17 protein-coding genes and 1 other annotated feature are annotated in these 16,729 nt (G+C 36.2%); of the genes, 3 read left to right on the top strand and 14 right to left on the bottom strand.

The window, feature by feature from the left end:
- Window positions 1–99: 99 nt before the first annotated feature.
- The 14 genes from AB9L17_RS12325 to AB9L17_RS12260 form a co-directional block, all read right to left on the bottom strand.
- Window positions 100–510 carry a hypothetical protein gene (locus tag AB9L17_RS12325; RefSeq protein ID WP_374966661.1) on the bottom strand — a complete coding sequence of 137 codons (411 nt, stop codon included), beginning with the start codon at window positions 508–510 and terminating at the stop codon, window positions 100–102.
- 207 nt (window positions 511–717) lie between these two features.
- Complete coding sequence (locus tag AB9L17_RS12320; protein WP_375200741.1) at window positions 718–2,136, bottom strand: DUF6138 family protein; 1,419 nt, start codon at window positions 2,134–2,136, stop codon at window positions 718–720.
- 14 nt (window positions 2,137–2,150) lie between these two features.
- A complete protein-coding gene (locus AB9L17_RS12315; RefSeq protein WP_375200740.1) occupies window positions 2,151–2,399 on the bottom strand; it encodes a DUF6138 family protein in 249 nt (82 codons plus the stop codon).
- A 501-nt stretch (window positions 2,400–2,900) separates the two neighbouring features.
- Window positions 2,901–3,737: a CbrC family protein gene (locus AB9L17_RS12310; protein WP_375200739.1), complete on the bottom strand. Its 837-nt coding sequence runs from the start codon at window positions 3,735–3,737 to the stop codon at window positions 2,901–2,903.
- Between the two features lie 34 nt (window positions 3,738–3,771).
- On the bottom strand, window positions 3,772–4,155 hold the full coding sequence (locus AB9L17_RS12305; RefSeq protein WP_375200738.1) for a hypothetical protein: 384 nt from the start codon (window positions 4,153–4,155) through the stop codon (window positions 3,772–3,774).
- 378 nt (window positions 4,156–4,533) lie between these two features.
- Window positions 4,534–5,970: a proline--tRNA ligase gene (gene proS, locus AB9L17_RS12300; RefSeq protein WP_375200737.1), complete on the bottom strand. Its 1,437-nt coding sequence runs from the start codon at window positions 5,968–5,970 to the stop codon at window positions 4,534–4,536.
- A gap of 64 nt (window positions 5,971–6,034) precedes the next feature.
- Window positions 6,035–6,255: a binding site (T-box leader), on the bottom strand.
- Window positions 6,256–6,626: 371 nt separating this feature from the next.
- Entirely contained in the window at window positions 6,627–7,172 is a 546-nt protein-coding gene (locus tag AB9L17_RS12295) for a TVP38/TMEM64 family protein (protein ID WP_068984238.1), read from the bottom strand.
- A 567-nt stretch (window positions 7,173–7,739) separates the two neighbouring features.
- Complete coding sequence (locus AB9L17_RS12290; protein WP_375200736.1) at window positions 7,740–9,440, bottom strand: sensor domain-containing protein; 1,701 nt, start codon at window positions 9,438–9,440, stop codon at window positions 7,740–7,742.
- Window positions 9,441–9,698: 258 nt separating this feature from the next.
- Window positions 9,699–9,869, bottom strand: a complete 171-nt coding sequence (locus tag AB9L17_RS12285) for a transcriptional regulator (RefSeq protein WP_068984237.1) — start codon at window positions 9,867–9,869, stop codon at window positions 9,699–9,701.
- 1 nt (window position 9,870) lies between these two features.
- On the bottom strand, window positions 9,871–10,023 hold the full coding sequence (locus AB9L17_RS12280; protein ID WP_068984236.1) for a transcriptional regulator: 153 nt from the start codon (window positions 10,021–10,023) through the stop codon (window positions 9,871–9,873).
- A gap of 200 nt (window positions 10,024–10,223) precedes the next feature.
- Window positions 10,224–10,373 carry a transcriptional regulator gene (locus tag AB9L17_RS12275; RefSeq protein ID WP_375200735.1) on the bottom strand — a complete coding sequence of 50 codons (150 nt, stop codon included), beginning with the start codon at window positions 10,371–10,373 and terminating at the stop codon, window positions 10,224–10,226.
- Between the two features lie 281 nt (window positions 10,374–10,654).
- Window positions 10,655–11,167 carry a DinB family protein gene (locus AB9L17_RS12270; protein ID WP_223556656.1) on the bottom strand — a complete coding sequence of 171 codons (513 nt, stop codon included), beginning with the start codon at window positions 11,165–11,167 and terminating at the stop codon, window positions 10,655–10,657.
- A 115-nt stretch (window positions 11,168–11,282) separates the two neighbouring features.
- Window positions 11,283–12,242 carry a tyrosine recombinase XerC gene (locus AB9L17_RS12265; RefSeq protein WP_223556654.1) on the bottom strand — a complete coding sequence of 320 codons (960 nt, stop codon included), beginning with the start codon at window positions 12,240–12,242 and terminating at the stop codon, window positions 11,283–11,285.
- A 365-nt stretch (window positions 12,243–12,607) separates the two neighbouring features.
- Window positions 12,608–13,021 carry a hypothetical protein gene (locus tag AB9L17_RS12260; RefSeq protein WP_223556653.1) on the bottom strand — a complete coding sequence of 138 codons (414 nt, stop codon included), beginning with the start codon at window positions 13,019–13,021 and terminating at the stop codon, window positions 12,608–12,610.
- Window positions 13,022–13,301: 280 nt separating this feature from the next.
- Between AB9L17_RS12260 and AB9L17_RS12255 the strand changes: the two genes are divergently transcribed.
- The 3 genes from AB9L17_RS12255 (at window position 13,302) to AB9L17_RS12245 (ending at window position 16,627) form a co-directional block, all read left to right on the top strand.
- Window positions 13,302–14,792, top strand: coding sequence for a circularly permuted type 2 ATP-grasp protein (locus AB9L17_RS12255; RefSeq protein ID WP_375200734.1), 1,491 nt, complete (start codon window positions 13,302–13,304; stop codon window positions 14,790–14,792).
- Entirely contained in the window at window positions 14,746–15,711 is a 966-nt protein-coding gene (locus tag AB9L17_RS12250) for an alpha-E domain-containing protein (protein ID WP_083226965.1), read from the top strand. Before AB9L17_RS12255 ends, AB9L17_RS12250 begins: the two co-directional genes overlap by 47 nt.
- Before the next feature lie 61 nt (window positions 15,712–15,772).
- Entirely contained in the window at window positions 15,773–16,627 is an 855-nt protein-coding gene (locus AB9L17_RS12245) for a transglutaminase family protein (RefSeq protein ID WP_068984230.1), read from the top strand.
- Window positions 16,628–16,729 lie beyond the last annotated feature (102 nt).

Raw genomic sequence — 16,729 nt, 5'->3', positions numbered from 1 at the left:
AGCACACATTCTTTTTCTAAATCAAGCAACAAACTATGCCTAGATTGCCGGGTATCACTGTGCGACAGCGGATTAAAACATCAGCAGGTACGGTTTTTCTCATGAAAAAGGACTCTCTTCAACATTGGGTAAATCGCCGCGTTCGTAACTTTCCTTCATTTCAAGAACAAAACTGTTAACTCGGCCCGTCACAAGGAAGCCAACAATCAGCCTTACATCATCGGATGCATAGGCGGCTAGATCAGAGTGACTAGTCTGTCCAATGATTGTTTCGTAAATTTGCTTACTGGCGCGATCCTGAAGCATCTCTATCTCCTTTCGATCCGCCACCAATATACTGTCAATGATAGCTGTCAGGTCGCCATGTGCAGCCATCCATTGTGAATCAAACGGATCGGCATCCCGCTGATCCAGGTACTGATCAATTACATCAGGATTGCCATATTTCGGATTAACTTCATAAGTGGACAACAACTCGATCCAAGCAGTAGTATGATTAATATCTAACAATAGAATCCTCCTCTTTCTTGATTTTTCACCAACTCGAAGGTGGTGAAAAAATTTGATTTTTTAGCAAAAGCAACTGCGATTTTAACTATCTTGCAGCTCTTTTACTCTCGATGCTAAAAATGACATTTTGCTAGCATCTCCTCAACATTGCACTTCCTACTCTACAGAGATGTCCTGCCTTTTAAAGTACTAAGGAAAGCTAACCCATTAATAATCTTCCATCCAACCTAGTAATTTTTCTAGCATTTCTTGGATTGGCGCTGATTCTTTTTTAATGCGCTGTGCTAGATCCTCCATACTACCAAAAATTTGATATAACACATAGCTACGTTGGTAATCTTCTTTGTTCTCCAGTTGATGTATCAATTCAGCTAGCAATTCCAGTTCATCAACGTGAATTCCTTTTAACTGCTCGAGCTCCCCCTCATTTGCGCTAAGTAAAATGTCAATCAGTACAGGCATCCGTTCTACTGATAGTTCGTGCATGTTAAGAAAAGCTTCTGCATAGTTATTTTGTACAAGCTGGTGCTCTGAATCAACAAGTGACATATAGCTTTGCACAAGGGGAAAATAAGCATCACTATAAAGCCCTAAACCAAATACAGCATATGTTCCAGGCATAGCGGATAGCTCGCTAGGCTCCACGTCTTCATACCATGCATATTCCTCCATTGCCACTTTTGCATAGTCGGCAATCAATGGGAACAGGTTTGGATACGCAAGGCAATTTGCAAAAAATTGATGCAGCTCAGTTTTCGCAAGGCCTTGAATCGGTAAATAATTTTCTTCCTGACTCTCTAACTGTAAGCTATAGCTTTTGATAAAGCCCGCTTGTAACAAATCGATGATGTATTGTAACGCTTCACGATAGGCTTCTTCTTCCTCAACAATGATGTGAATTGAAATGATTTTTCGAATATCATTGGCTGTTCCTTGAAAGCACGCACTTTTCCTACTATGTTCAAAATGATTACTGCCATTTTGTAAATAATCCTCCGCCTCTTGTGACCCAAGTTGCTGCGCCAATTCAAGATATTGCATACGTGTATCAGGTTCTTTAGATCCGATTTGTAAGGCAATATAAACGAAGAACTCTAGCTCCTTCTGTTTAGGTCTAGCCTCTGAGTTTAGTATCCATTTCGTTGCATATTCTCCTGTTTCCTCAAAATAAACCGATAAAATATACTCCTCTGCCCAAGCTTTAAATGCCAATGTATAATCATATATCCACTGTTTTAAGCGTTCTTCATTCCCGCTATACTTCTCCAATAACTTTTGCATTAATGGTTCGATATCAGCTACGTGCTGATGGAAAAAATGAGGATTGACTAGGAAACGAGCAAAGAAAAATCCATCTTTCTTAGCAGGATATACAGGTAAATCAGCCATCACTTTTGTTTCAATAAAAGTAGCTAACGTTTGTTTCGCTAATGTGAATTTGCCGTTATTTAGTAGCTCTTTTTGAAAGCAAATCGCACGCCCCTCATGCTCAAATTCCAATATAAGTTGAAGGCGATAATCAAAAAGCCTCGCATGATATTCATCGGATTGGAAAACCGCATCCATTTTGGCACATAAAGCGGAAAATAATTCTTCTATTTGGTTGATGTCTGTTATTTCTTGCATGTAATCGCCCGCTGCTACTTATAAGCATCATCACGCCAACTAAATGGCTCGTATGTATAAATCGAAATCGTTCCATAATGAGGGGTTCCCCATTGTAATTTATTCAATTTTTCTGATGTCCATTTAACCTTTACAAAATCCGTAACCCCTATATGGAGCCGGCTCCAGTCCTTCGTTTTACTAATTCGGTCGTTTTCCTGCTGATAAAAGCGCTCTAACTGTTGCCACACATTCGCCAAAAACTGTTCTATATACTGTGACAAATTCATTTCCCCCATTCGATTGTTTGGATATAAAGTTCCGTAATTATTATTTTGTCAGTATTTATCTTCACTTCACAAAAAAAGGACAATCGTGATTTCTTAATTATCAAACTACAAGTACCTAATTTTTGCACCAAAACCACGACTATCCTTGTATTACATTTCAAAATCCATCAATTAATCTTGTACCAAAAAGAAGTCAATGTACTTTTACTCACCATTCTTTTACATAGAGTTATTACACTAGTTCGTCCTGAACAGCCAATTGACGAGGATTATCGCAAGGATGAAATCGATGCCTTACCGACTATCCAGATGCTTGAAAAAGACTTCTTCCAATCTATAAAACAAGTGAATTTCGCTAAAATGAAACAAATAATCTCCATGAAATTCATCTATTGTTTCTTGGTCATTTCTCCACACTAACTAGTGTAGTAACTCTGGTAGATTTTCTCCAGAGCCATGGTCAACTTCCCCATACTTCACCTATGTAACCTAGATTTAATCAAAGTCGGAATACAGAATGTATTGCTGACAATCTAAGCATTGAAATAAATAACCTTGATGCGAACCATTATTACGCAAAGTAGCGGCTAGCTCATCTTTGGTATGACCATTAAAATGTTCAAACTCCTCCGTAATGCCCATCTCCACTAGCTCTTGCCAGCCAACATAACCAATAAATGCGCAATAATCCGTGCAATGGGCTACCCAGTCATTTCCTTGCCAACTAATATAGCCAGGTGTTCGATGCAACACTTCATCTGTATAGTCATCATTCTTCACAAGCTCGGCATTTAATAAATCTTGCTGAAATTGACCGTCAAATTTTTGTGCAGCAAGCCCACTATGAATACAGCTTGGACAAAGATATTCCACCTCTTCAATTGCATAAATGCCTATAGTACAATAAATGTCCACTTCTTGCGCACAGCAGTCGCAAACAACTAATTCACCCGTTTTAAAAATATTCGCTTGTATTGGATTCGGCATATATTTAAATGTTGGTAATGGTATTTTCATCTCCGCTTGCTCCTGAATGACACGTGGCAATAGTGGCTTTACAGTTTGTGGATTGTCAATCCAATATTTAATCGCGCCGTATTTTTTCTGATCTTTTTTATTACGTAAATCCATGACGGATGTAAAAATTTTGTATGCCTCGTCATACATTTTCAACATGCAGAAAATTTCGACGAGCATGCGCAAATTTACCTCTGTTCGCTCCGCTTTTTGAACTTGCTCCCTTAGCGTATGCATGGCGTTAATTGCTTTGTCATTCTTTGCATCAAATGTCTTTCTTTGCTCTTGCCATTGCGCAATAAGATTTTCTGTCATTTCTTATCCACCTCTCGACATACGATTTAAAGATTTAGAAAATCTCCCCCTCACCACTCACATTAAAAAAACCGACTCCATGCTTTTTGGCAAGCTCCTTCATCGTACTATATGCTTCATCCGCTACAGACCAGGCAAAAGCTGTGTAAATCACGGCATAACCAATACTATATTCAGTCAAACGACTCTCTAACTCGTCATCTTCATCCTCATCCAATAATTCCTCATCCACCAGATTCATATTGGGGAATTGTTCCACCATACCCTGATACCATTTTTGTAATGCTGGTGTTGTAACTCTTATTGTTGCGTAATCATGTGGTTCAGCCCATTTTGTTTGTTCATCATACCATTGCAAAAATGTTTCTTTATTGTTTGGAGCTTGCTCTTTATCAAAGACCATTAAATCATAACTCATTGTTTTCACCCTCCGCGAAAAAAAGAATATATGTTCTGTTTTTATTTTAGCATACAAGTATTTTTTTGAAAACACAGAAAAAACATTGTAGAATCAAGATAAAAACACACCCTGCATTTCCAGATGGAAATGCAGGGGAAAACGAGTCGTAAACAAACAAAAACAAAATTGAAAGAATGTCCCTACTGATATGACCACCGTCATTAAGGAATAATAAACAGTCTATCGTTCAGACGAAATCTAAACAATTAGAACAATTTTACAAGACTAAACAACAAGATTTAGAAAAAATAACAGCCGTCACAGATAATCTGTATATGGATTGGAAATATGAAGATATTACAAAAGCTGAGTACTTGCGTGTGAGCAAATTTGACCTTAATATGCCTGAGCAAACCAAACTGTATGTTTCGCTTCATTTCCACAGCAAATACACGTTGTTTTAGTAGTTGGTGGATGAAACGGTATATTACGAGAAGTATACTTAGTCTCTTCTTTCACTTTTTCTTCGCACGCATCATTTCCACACCATCCAGCAAGCACCCAGCCTGAAATAGATCCATTTTCCTTGGAAGTATTAATATGCTGCTGTAATTGAGGTAGCGTATCAATATGTGTATGAGCATTTGCATCACGGAATTGGCGCGCTTTGTCAAATAAACGAGTTTGCATCGTTGTTAGTTCTTCTTCAATTGCAGAAACAATGTTGTTAAGATCAATTGCTTGTTTCTCATCTTCATCGCGTGCTTTTAACATGGCTTGATTGTTTTCTAAGTCACGAGGTCCTAATTCAATTCGAACCGGTACACCTTTTAACTCCCATTCATTAAATTTGAAGCCTGGTGATTGGTCGGTGTCATCAAGACGTACTCGAATTCCCTTCTTCTTAAGGACTGCATAAATGTCATCTAGTTTCTCCATAATTTCAGGGGTCTTTTTCCATGGACCTACAGGTATTAAGACAACTTGGGTTGGTGCGATTCGTGGCGGTAAAATAAGCCCCTGCTCATCACCGTGAACCATAATTACTGAACCTATTAAACGTGTGGAAGTCCCCCAAGATGTTGTGTGTACATATTCATGCTGATTGGCTTTATTTAAATATTTTATATCAAAGGCTTCAGCAAATTTTGTCCCTAAATAATGAGAGGTACCGGCTTGTACGGCCTTCCCATTTTTCATCATTGCTTCGATAGAATAAGTATCTACAGCCCCTGCAAAACGCTCTGAAGGTGTTTTTTGTCCATCATAGACAGGGATTGCCAGCAACTCCTCTACAACTTCCTTATAGATAGTTAACATTTGCATTGTTTCTTGACGCGCATCTTCTTCATCAACATGCGCTGTATGGCCCTCTTGCCACAAAAATTCAGATGTTCGAATGAACGGAAGTGTTTTTTTCTCCCAACGAAAGACATTTGCCCATTGATTAATCAAGACAGGTAAATCACGGTAACTTTTGATCCAATTTGAATAAAGGTGTCCAATCATCGTTTCAGATGTCGGACGAAGCGCTAAACGTTCTTCTAATTTCTCACCTGCTGCCTCCGTTACCCAAGGAAGCTCAGGTGAGAAACCTTCGATATGATCCTTTTCTTTTTGGAAGAAGGATTCAGGAATTAACATAGGGAAATAAGCGTTGCGGTGACCTGACTCTTTAAAACGACGATCCATTTCTTCCTGAATATGTTCCCAAATTTCATAGCCGTCTGGTTTAAATGCGATACAGCCACGAACTGGTGTATAATCCATTAAATCGGCCTTTTGGATTGTCTCAATGTACCATTTTGAAAAATCATTTTGTTGTGTTGTCATATTCTCTCCTCCATTTCTGTAACTTTACTTACTGAAAAAATAAAAAGCACAAAGCTGTCCTCCAAATAAGGACGTCTTTGTGCCAAATAAACGTGGTACCACCTTGAATTTAGTTTTAAGAAAAATCTTAAAACCCTCTAACGTTTTGTAACGAAAACGACTCGGTTATGTTTGCATAACATCTCCGTGGTAGGTTTCAGATAAGAAGCGGTGATATAGCTCTCAGCCATTGCTATATTTTCTGTTTCACATTTCTTACTTACTTGGCCACATCATCGATTGATATTTCATATAACTTTAGCAAAACTGTTAAATAATATCAATTATTTTTCGGGAAATATCAGAAAATTATTTCTATTGCTTGTAAACAGAATTGCTTTTAACTAATTCATAAATATTTCAAAGCATTCTTAATTAACAAAAAAGGGTTCCACAACAATAAAAAATGAGTGTCAAATACATCTGCAATTTGACACTCATTTTAATTGACATTTTCTGTATTCGCGATAGCAAGTGGATCCAGTGAAAGAAAAATAGCGTTCTATTTTATTGCTAATCTTAGAGTTATTCCACAAAGTGGTTTATCACCAAAGTTAGGGTGATGAGCCACAAAATACTCATGACTGGAATAATGCTCCCTTCGAATGCTTACTTCATCATGAAGACTTATTTTTTAACTTCCATAATAGAAAGAGAATCAAGATAACAACAATGCTTACATATTTCCACTTAGAATCAATTTGCATAAAACCATATATTGCGCCTGCTTCAATAATAAGTGAAGGGATTTTCCCTAACGTACTAGCAACTGTAAATATACCAAGTGAAACTTTTGAAAATGCACTTCCTAACGTTATAACACCAGATGGAGTAAATGGGAGAATTCTTAAGCATAAAATAACCCAAAATGCATTAAATCCCTCAAGCTGCTTTAATTTTAAAATAACAGGATGTTGGGTATCTGTATGTCTCCATTTCTTTAACCCTTTTCGATATAAAATAAAGCTAATGAATGCGCCTAACCCCTCACCAATAATAGAAACGATTAAGCCATTATATAGACCAAAAATTGTTAGGTTTCCTGCTGTAATAAATACACTTGGTAATATACCTATAATGCTCACTAATATATTAATGAATAAACTTAAAAAGACTGCAAACAGACCAGCCTGTTCTAATAATTGAAAAAAAGTTTCTTGCATAGTATATCTCTTTCTTATTTTTATATTAATCATAAAATAAAATTACAACATAAACAAATCTGGTTGATTTCTAATTAGTGACTATGACAAAAAAATCATCCATGTCAAAATTGACTATTTAAAATCTATAAATATTATTGAATCAGTTATTTTATCACGCGTGTTGATTATCTAATTTCTTCCAATAAAAAATGAACAAAAGAGAGATTCTCAGTGTGAAATGTTAGTTACGACACAAACAATTACGAAATGAGGAATCTCTCTTGAACAAGAATAACACGATTTTTACGCTCATTCAAAACTTACTTTCAGAAGCAGAATGGCAATCAATCTTAAATTTCAAACAAAATCTCTATCATTCACAGGTTTCACATGCCTGTTTCTTTGTTTTGGCCAGACACTGGAAAGACGAATTAGGGAGAAAGAAATCCTAAATTTTCATTGGGACATAAACTATTCAACAACTGTAAAATTTTGCTTAATAAATATGTTTGTTATTTTATCTTAATAATCTATGAACACTTAGAGGATCTTGTCCAAAACTAAAGACAAGATCCTCCGTATTACCTACATACAACTATCTACAATCAACTGAGTAAAATCCTCTACGGGTAATGGCTTACTGAAGTAATAGCCTTGGACGAATTCACAGCCATACTCACGCAGCACGTTTAATTCTGCTTCTTCTTCGACCCCTTCAGCTACTACTTGAAGATTTAAGGCATGCGCTAGAGAAATCATGGCTGAAATCATGGCAATTCCTGATTTTTCAGGCACAATATCTTGGACAAATGCACGATCTATTTTTAAGACATCGACCGGGAATGTCTTTAAATAATTTAGCGACGAATAGCCAGTTCCGAAATCATCTATTGAAATTGTAATACCAAGTGCTCTTAATTGGTTAATTGTATTGAGCAAGTCTTCCGTATAGTCCAGCATACTCATTTCTGTAATTTCAATTTCTAAAAAGTGCGGATTAATTTTTGTTTCTGCAATCACTTCTTGCACCATATCGACAAATCCTGATGTACTAATATGAATCGGAGAAATGTTTACAGCTACTCGTAAATTTGAATTATGTATCGCATTCCAAGTACGTGCCTGGGCAGATGCTTTTCTTAATACCCATACACCTATGTCATTAATAAGACCACATTCCTCAGCAAATGGAATAAAACGATCTGGTGACATATGGCCTAGTTCAGGATCATACCAGCGAAGTAATGCCTCCATGCCAGTCATTTTATTCGTTTTTAAATTGATTTTTGGCTGATAATGTAACTCAAAACTATCTTTTTTTAACGCTTGATGTAATTTTGTTTCAAGTAAGAGCCATTTATCATTGATTTCATCCATATTCTGACGGTATAAGTGATATTGATTACCACGTGAAGATTTCGCAGCATTCATGGCTATATAGGCATTCTTAAATAATACCTCTATGGAGTTTGCATGATCTGGGAAAATACTAATCCCCATACTAATGCTTGCATAGAATTCATGTGTATCTACAATTAAACTTTCATTAAAGATGTCGATTATTTCCTTGGCCTTTTCCTCAATACGGTCAACATCGTTTAGTATAATAACAAATTCATCACTGTTATGGCGGTAAATAGAATTGGATGTAAAATCAACGTTGCGTAAAAGATTCGCCATTTCCACTAAGAACATATCCCCGATGCTATAGCCAAGTCCATCGTTTATGTTTTTAAAACGATTTACATCAATGAAAAATAACGCAAACTTTTCGCCAGTGCATCGAGATTGATGGAATTCATATTCTAAACGTTGGTCTAATTTACGACGATTGGGTAGCCCTGTTAATTCATCGTGAAAAGCAATATGGGTAACCTTTTTTATATCCTTTTGTGCAGTAATATCGACCCCTATAGCAATATATTGATACGGTTTACCAAAGTCATCAAGAAAAGGAAAGATCGTTGTCTTCACCCAATAAAGACCGCCGTCCTTTGCGCGATTGCATACTTCGCCATTCCACGTTGCACCCTTACCTATAGTTTTCCACATCTCTCTATAGAAAGATTTTGGATGGAATCCTGAATTGAGTAATCGGTGATCCTGCGCTAATAATTCTTCACGAGTATATTTAGAAATTTTGCAAAAATGATCATTAACAAACGTGATTTTCCCGGTTCGATCTGTAATCGCTACGATGATTGAACTATTCATTGCTGAAAAGATATCTTGTTTTTCTTTTAGACTGTAGGTAACTTGATTGATATTGCTAGGCATGATATTCATAATTTTCATTCTCCGTTCATTAAAATAAGAAGGGTTTAGTACTTTTGATTTATATTAAAGCGAGGTACATAGTTTTGTAGTTCTATTATAATCCGAGAAAAGCAGTTAATTCAACCCAAATATTAAACCTATTCTATGTATTATATTTAGCCTATATTTATGAATTTTCTGTAATTTTTCGATGTTTTGCAATTTCTTAATTTATGATTTGCACATAAAATGCCTTACTGTCAATACGGCAGTAAGGCATTTTATAAGTTAAGAGACTTCATATTCTATTGGACCTCCCAATGATTTGGCTCGTTCATTGTAAGCATTTAGTTGCTCATGAGATAAGTTTAAAATATAATAGTGAAAATTTATTGGCTCTAGATCGTGTGTCTCACATACTTGTCGATAAAATTCATAGCCTTCACGATAATCTGTCATCCTAATAACTTCCTTTCATTTGTGCAGCTTCGTTATAATACTCTAATTGTTCTTGCGATAATTGATTGACATAATAATAGAAATTAATCGGTTCTAAATCAAATTGTTCGCATTTCTCTAAATAAAATTGATATCCAGCTTTATAATGTGACATATACATCCCTCTTCTTTGTTGTATAACAGTTTTATTATTTTTTAATAATATATAACAGTTTGGTTATTATTTCAACGAATTATCTGATATTTCTTTTAAATATACGAAAGCCCAGTCCATTTTAGTTAGTATGGCTGGGCTTTTCATAAAATATTCACATCAGCTTCCGTCATAACCACATCCTTTATTAACGATAACTATTAAATACCTAATTGTTTTGCTTGCACATTATAAGCTGACAGTTGCTGCTGTGATAACTGTAATACATAATAGCGGAATGAAATTGGCTCCAATCCATAACGCTCACACATTTCACAATAAAAATCATAACCAACACGATACTTTAGCATTAGAATTCCTCCCTGATTCAAACTGTTTTATAACAGTCTGTGTTATTTTTATTTAATATATAACAGTTTGTTTCTTTCGTCAAGTGGCTGATTCAATAAAAAAAGGCCAATTTCTCAATAGTAATACTGAGAAATCGGCCCCTTCACCATCTATTATTCCATTTAAAAAAAAACATCAACATATTCCAGACAAGTTCTATTACGATTGAATTTTTGCTTGCTAGTATCATTTCTTTAACGAACCGGCTTATATTGCTTGTATTCCGTCTCCTGTGAATTCATTAATGCTCAACCTCTAAACACATTTTGATTTCTAATATTTGCACGATATGTCGTTGCTCATGTAAATAAATTTGTTCGACCCATTGATCAAGAGGTAGTTCACCAAGTGCAGGATGCTTCACGGATTTTTCGGCTAAGATGGATTTATCTTCAATTGTATCAAGGAAAGTTGTTAATTTTATTCTCGAATCGTTCAGCATCTCAATGATTTGTTGAACTGTAAAGAAGTCTTCAGCAGGTTCAACAATTTTTGGAGCTGTTATTTTCTTTGTTCGATCTACGATAAGCTGAACATTTTTACGCTCCGTTTGCTTACTCTCTACTTGTGTTAATCCCCATGTAATCGCCTTTACTGAAGACTCTTCCACTAAGGCTAGGTGATGGCAAATTTGGGCGATACTCCAACTTTTTAAATCAGGCTTATCATTCAATTGACGATCACTTAATAACTCAATTTCCTTCACTAAAGTATTTCTCGTTTCACGCAGATGATCATTTATTAATGGATTCATAAACTACTCCCCTCACTAAAAGTTATTAGTTCAGTATAAAATCTATACAATGTAAAGTATTCTCTTCGATTACTTTGATTTCCTTTAAAATTTTGGAGATTAGTTTCGAAATTTATCATTCTCGCACAATATTGAACGGATTATTTTCGAGTACATGTTGCAGTTCTTCATCTTCAATATGTGTGTAGATTTGTGTCGTCGCAACACTTGAATGGCCAAGTATATGCTGAAGACTTCGAATATCTGCCCCTGATTTATACATCATCGTTGCGGATGTATGACGTAACTTATGTGGTGTCAGTCGTTCTTTTTGTAGCCCGGATTGCTGATTGATTCGTTTAACGATTTTAGCAACGGTTTGACGTGTAAAGCGTGTGCCCTTTTGTGAGACGAAAAGAGGCTCTTCTCCCTCACCTTTATACGGTGCCTTTCCACTATTTTCATAGTCTGCAAGTGCCTGCATACAGCTATCATTCAAGTATACGGTCCGTTCCTTATTACCTTTACCAACAACAGTTAAGTAGCGCCCTTGTATAGATGACCTATGTAGCTGACATAGCTCGGTTACCCGAATCCCTAAATTTAAGAAAAACATCATCATACAATAATTTCTTGGAGATGCACTATTTGGCTGGATGCCATCAATAAATTGAGTGGCTTCTTCAAGATTCATATAAATAGGTCTTTTTCGTCCAATCTTTGGTGTTTCTAATTCATCAGCGGGATTTTCCTCAAGAAGTCGGCGTTTTCCTTTAAGGTATTTAAAAAATGATTTTAACGTTGCCACCTTACGTGCTCTCGCGGATGCAGAATTTCCGCGCTGTACTTCGCAATACTCCATAAATAAATAAAGATCCTCCAGTGTAATCTCTCGGATTTCTTCTATTGTAATAGTAGAAATATCTATTTTCGTTATATCTGTTATATCCAGATCATTCTGGATTGCTATGTAGAAACGGAAAAATAATGTCAAATCATATTCGTATTCTTTTCTTGTGCGCGGAGACTTCCCTTTAATCGTCGTTAAATAGACAAGGAAGTCCCTCATTATTTTAGGGAGCTTGGTCTTTTCCATAAAATCACCTCTATTTTCTCTATTTTACCACGAAAAAACGTTCCCAAATATAAATTTGGGAACTTTATGGTGAAAAAAGTGCCTTTTTTCCGCAAAACGGAACATATGTTTGTTTAATTGAGAATAAAAAAAGATGATTCTCTTTATAAAGAAAATCACCTTTTTGAAAGATTTTTTGAAAGATCTACCTTTTCATGCATAAAGTGCAACGAAAATGAATATTTAAATCTAGTGTACTAAAATGCTTTGAGACGATTCGAAAAAAGAAAAGATGGGTAACTATACGTGTCGATTTATCTCACAATGCGCATGGAATTATCTGGCTTTGTTGATTCCGGACGCAATGTTTTCTGTGCGGAAGTGAATTACTTAACAAAAACACTATACGTCCCATCTACTTGTTTTGCTAGAGACCAGTTTGTTGATAGCATATGTTGAAGCTTCACGATAGTTTCCTCATTACAAGTTAAATGTTGGATTCCTGTTTCTAATAATTGATAATCCTTATCTTCTTCTAATGAAAAACGAAGATGCAGCAAACGCTGAATGCCTGGCAAAGTTACATATTTGATACGATAGTTACCATGCAGAGCATCTAAGAACAATTGTTCCCCTTCTTTAAAAAGTGCCATTGTTTCGGAAAATTCATAGTTTGGTACTTTTTCTTGCCAGACTGATACTTCCCCTGTATGCAATGTGCCTACAATCTCCTCATCAGTTAAACCTAATTTTGAAAGCTTGTCTAGCTCATAAGCTTGCATTAAATTAATGATTGTCATTTTTTCTAGCTCCTTTTATGTATTTATCTTCATTCCTCTAAAAGTGGAGAATGAATGCAGTTGTGGTTCCTTTTCAATTAGTGCCCTAACACCAACTGAATGAAGATAAAGCCTCCGGCGGATATTACGGATTTTGTATTGTGCACACACAATTCAAAATCTGAACGCATTGTTTATCTGTGCGAAAGCGAAGCGACAGCAACAATTACGCCAAGGCGAAATTGATTCTTATTTAGTGTAACACGTTTTCTCTACTACTTAAATTCGGAGGGCGATCCATATGATGAAGTTCTATGAATCTGGTATGTTTTTTGATGAAATGTTTGATGGCAATCAACCGAAGCCTCATTATCGGTCTTTCCATCATAAGCTTAATGCTTTTCCAAAGGAACAGTTAGATGAAAAATACCAACAAGCACAATCAAGCTTCCTTAGACAAGGCATTACATTTACCGTATATGGAGCTCAAGGTGGTACAGAACGGACAATGCCCTTTGATTTTATCCCTATTATTATTCCACATGAACAGTGGGAAGTAATTGAAGCTGGTATGAAGCAACGTGTCAAAGCCTTAAATTGCTTTTTGCATGATGTCTATCATGAACAGTCCATTTTTGAGGATGGGCTTATTCCGAAACGGCTTATTGAAAACAATCCGTACTACTATAAAGAAATGCTTGGTATAAAAGTACCGATCGATAATCATATTTTTTTAGCAGGCATTGATTTGATTCGTGATGAAAACGGTATTTACTACGTGTTAGAGGATAATTTACGAAATCCTTCAGGTATCTCCTATGTTTTTCAAAATCGATATGTCATGAAGGAAGTCTATCCAGAGTTTTTCTCTAAGCATTCCATTCAGTCACTCGACAAACAAATGGCCTTTATGAAAAAGGCACTACTTGCTCATCGACCAGCTTGTATGAAGCCAGGTGTAGAACCTAAGGCTGTTCTATTAACAGCGGGCATGTATAATTCAGCTTATTATGATCATGTTTTCCTAGCTCAGCAACTCAATATTCAGCTTGTTGAAGGGCATGATTTAGTCGTTCAAGATAATAAGGTGTATAGGAAGACAATTTATGGCCTAGAGCAAATCGATATTATTTATCGTCGAATTGATGATGATTTCTTAGATCCTGTTGTTTTTCGAAAGGATTCTTTACTTGGTGTCCCTCATATTATGGATGTTTATAAAGCTGGAAATATTACTATTTTAAATGCTGTTGGTAACGGTGTGGCCGATGATAAAGCGATGTATGCCTATGTGCCAGATATGATTCGCTACTATTTAAATGAGGAACCTATTTTACGAAATGTGAAGACCTATCATTTAGATGATGACAAGCAGCGAGCTTGGGTACTTGAACATATGAGAGAGCTTGTCATAAAAAATGTTAGTGCCTCTGGTGGCTATGATATGCTAATTGGTCCGCATGCGAGTGATGAAGAAATTACTAAATTTAAAGAAAAAATTATAGAAAACCCGTTTCAATATATTGCACAACCGACGATTAACCTGTCTAGAGCACCTGCTTTTCAGGATGGGAAATTCTACCCTTGCCATGTCGATTTGCGTGTATATGTCATAAAAGGTGATGATATTTATGTACTCCCTGGTGGGTTATCCCGTGTGGCACTGAAAGAAGGGTCTTTAGTCGTGAATTCGTCACAGGGCGGAGGAGCAAAAGATACATGGATATTAAAGGAGGAATTACAGTATGCTAAGTCGAGTAGCCGATGCACTGTATTGGATGGCAAGATATAGTGAACGAACACAAACGAATGCACATATATTACAAGTACAGCTGTTGAATATGTTGGAGCAATCAGGTAAAGAAAATGAATACATCGACCATTGGGAAGCGGTGTTAGATATTTGTGCCTCGAAGGAAGAGTATTTGACTTTTTATGAATCCATTCGAGTTAATCTACTGATCGAATATCTTCTATTTTCTGATAAAAACTGTAACGCCCTTCATGCTACTTTACGTGCGGTTAGGGAAAATGCGCGGGTAACCCGAGATAGCATCCCGATTGAGCTTTGGGAATTGCAAAATGCCTTTTATTTATCTTTACAGCAAGAAATAATCGGACGTGAAAGACCCATTCCACTTATCGTTCTGAATTCTTTTTTGCAAAATGTTCGAAAGACTTCATTAACGGTTACTGGGCTTATCGAAGGCTCGATGGATCGAGATTTACCTTATTATTTCATGCACGTTGGGAAATGGTTAGAACGAGCTGAAAAGACGATTCGTATGGCTTTAATTATACTGGAGCAACATAAGGAGGTAGCTATCTCCTTATTTGAAGTGGACGGAACGTTTTTACTTGATTTATCGGAGGCGACGGAGTCTTATTTGCGGAAGCATCGCCAAACAAATTTACTTTGTGTCATTCAATATTTATTACAGGATAAGCACTTCCCACGTTCAGTGATGTTTTGCTTACAAAAATTAGAGGAATCGTTAAGTTGTTTAGAAAATGATCCTATTTCAGCAAGATATATAGAGCTTCATACCCCATTAAAGAATTTATTATTTGCCATGATGAATGTGGACTTATGGAATATTACCTTAGAGGAAACGATTCTGTTAATGGAGGAAAGATTGTGTCAATGTATTGATTTTGGAAATACATTTGCAACAATTTATCATTTATATGAACCCAGCGTACAACCTTGAAAGGAATCACCCACAGCTCCCTTTCAACAAGCAAGTCAGTAATCAAAAGGAAGCGGACACCATGAAATTTGAAATTCAACATACTAATATTTTTCAATATGAGTCTGAAGTCGATCAAAGCTTAAATACTATCCGCTTGAAACCAAGAGGCGATGAGCGTCAGCGCTTATTATCCTATCGAATTGCCATTACACCTTCATCTTTAACGCGTGAGCATACAGATATTTGGGGCAATACGGTTGGCACTTTTTATATACCTGAGCAGCATCAAGAGCTAGAAATTCAAACGACCTCTATTGTCAGCATTCAACGTGCACCCTTTATTCATCGCATTCAATATTCACACGAGATGCAAACAATTTTTCATTCTCAGCTGTTTTATGAACATTATTTGCCCTATTTAAAGTCTACACATTTTACGTATATGACAGAAAATCAGTTAGAGGAAGTTTATCATGCGATTGGTCATGCAGAAAATCCCGTGTTATTTTCGCTGAATTTAATGCAATATTTATACTCGACATTTGAATATGATCCTGGTGCGACTGATGTTACGACAACTGCAAGTCAAGCCTTCGCCCTTAAGCGAGGTGTTTGTCAGGATTTCACCCATGTCATGCTTGCGGTATTAAGAGCAAAAGGAATTCCAGCTCGCTATGTTAGTGGTTATTTATATGTTGATGAAAACTCTGCTTTGGTCGGTGATATTGCAACCCACGCTTGGGTAGAAGTCATGATACCAGGAATCGGCTGGATTGGCTTAGATCCAACTAATAATGTGGAAGTATTAGAAAATCACATTATTTTATGCATTGGCCGTGATTATTCCGATATTAGTCCGGTTGAAGGTGTTTATTCAGGTGGAAAACATGATTTAACAGTTAAAGTGAGCGTCAAAGCAGTGAATCATTTGTAGTAAAACGTACAATGGTATAAATTAAACCCCTGATTTTTCTATGTTAAGCAGAAGAATCAGGGGTTTATTAAGATCTATTGTTTCAGATTTTAATCTTCAATT

Origin of the sequence: Lysinibacillus sp. RS11 (genome assembly GCF_042019215.1) — a bacterium.
Lineage (GTDB): Bacteria > Bacillota > Bacilli > Bacillales_A > Planococcaceae > Lysinibacillus > Lysinibacillus xylanilyticus_A.
The sequence above is the reverse complement of the archived record's forward strand: the minus strand, read 5'-3'. Positions and strand labels throughout refer to the sequence as shown.